Raw genomic sequence first — 497 nt, forward strand, 5'->3', positions numbered from 1 at the left:
CTGGTCGGCGACCTCGCAGCCGACCCTGCCGGTCCCGACGACGCACTGCCCGCGGCCGCGCAGCAGTGGCTCACCGCGGCGGGCTGGCGCCTCGACGGGCCGGTGTGCCCCGACTGCCGTGCCCGGCTCTGACCGAACCCCCCCATGTGCGTGGCTGATGGTCACGCCGACGGAGAGGACACGAACGGCCATGCACTCTGACCCCGACAGCCCGCCGCCGCCCGGCCACGGGCGCGCCGTCACCGGCCCGGCCACCTCCTCCGACCCGCTGGCAGAGGCGATCGAAGTGCTGTTCACCGCGCGCCACCAGCTCACCCCGGGAGCGCTGCGTTCGCTGGCCGACATCTGGAGCTGCGGATCCGCCGCCCGCTACAACGCCCCACACGAGCGGTTCTGGGATCTGGACCTCGACTTCTTCACCAAGCACGACACCGCGTCCTGTGAAGCCGAGAACGCCGTACGCGACGAGATCGAGATCGCCGTCCGCAACGCCGAGC

The 497-nt window shown here is 72.4% G+C and carries 1 protein-coding gene; it reads left to right on the forward strand.

What is annotated here, in order from left to right:
• Window positions 1-190: 190 nt before the first annotated feature.
• Window positions 191-497, forward strand: a 307-nt coding sequence (locus FVA95_RS29370; protein ID WP_149666946.1) for a hypothetical protein, incomplete at its 3' end; no start/stop codon positions are given.

It is taken from the genome of Pseudonocardia sp. EV170527-09, assembly GCF_008369905.1.
Classification (GTDB): Bacteria; Actinomycetota; Actinomycetes; order Mycobacteriales; family Pseudonocardiaceae; genus Pseudonocardia.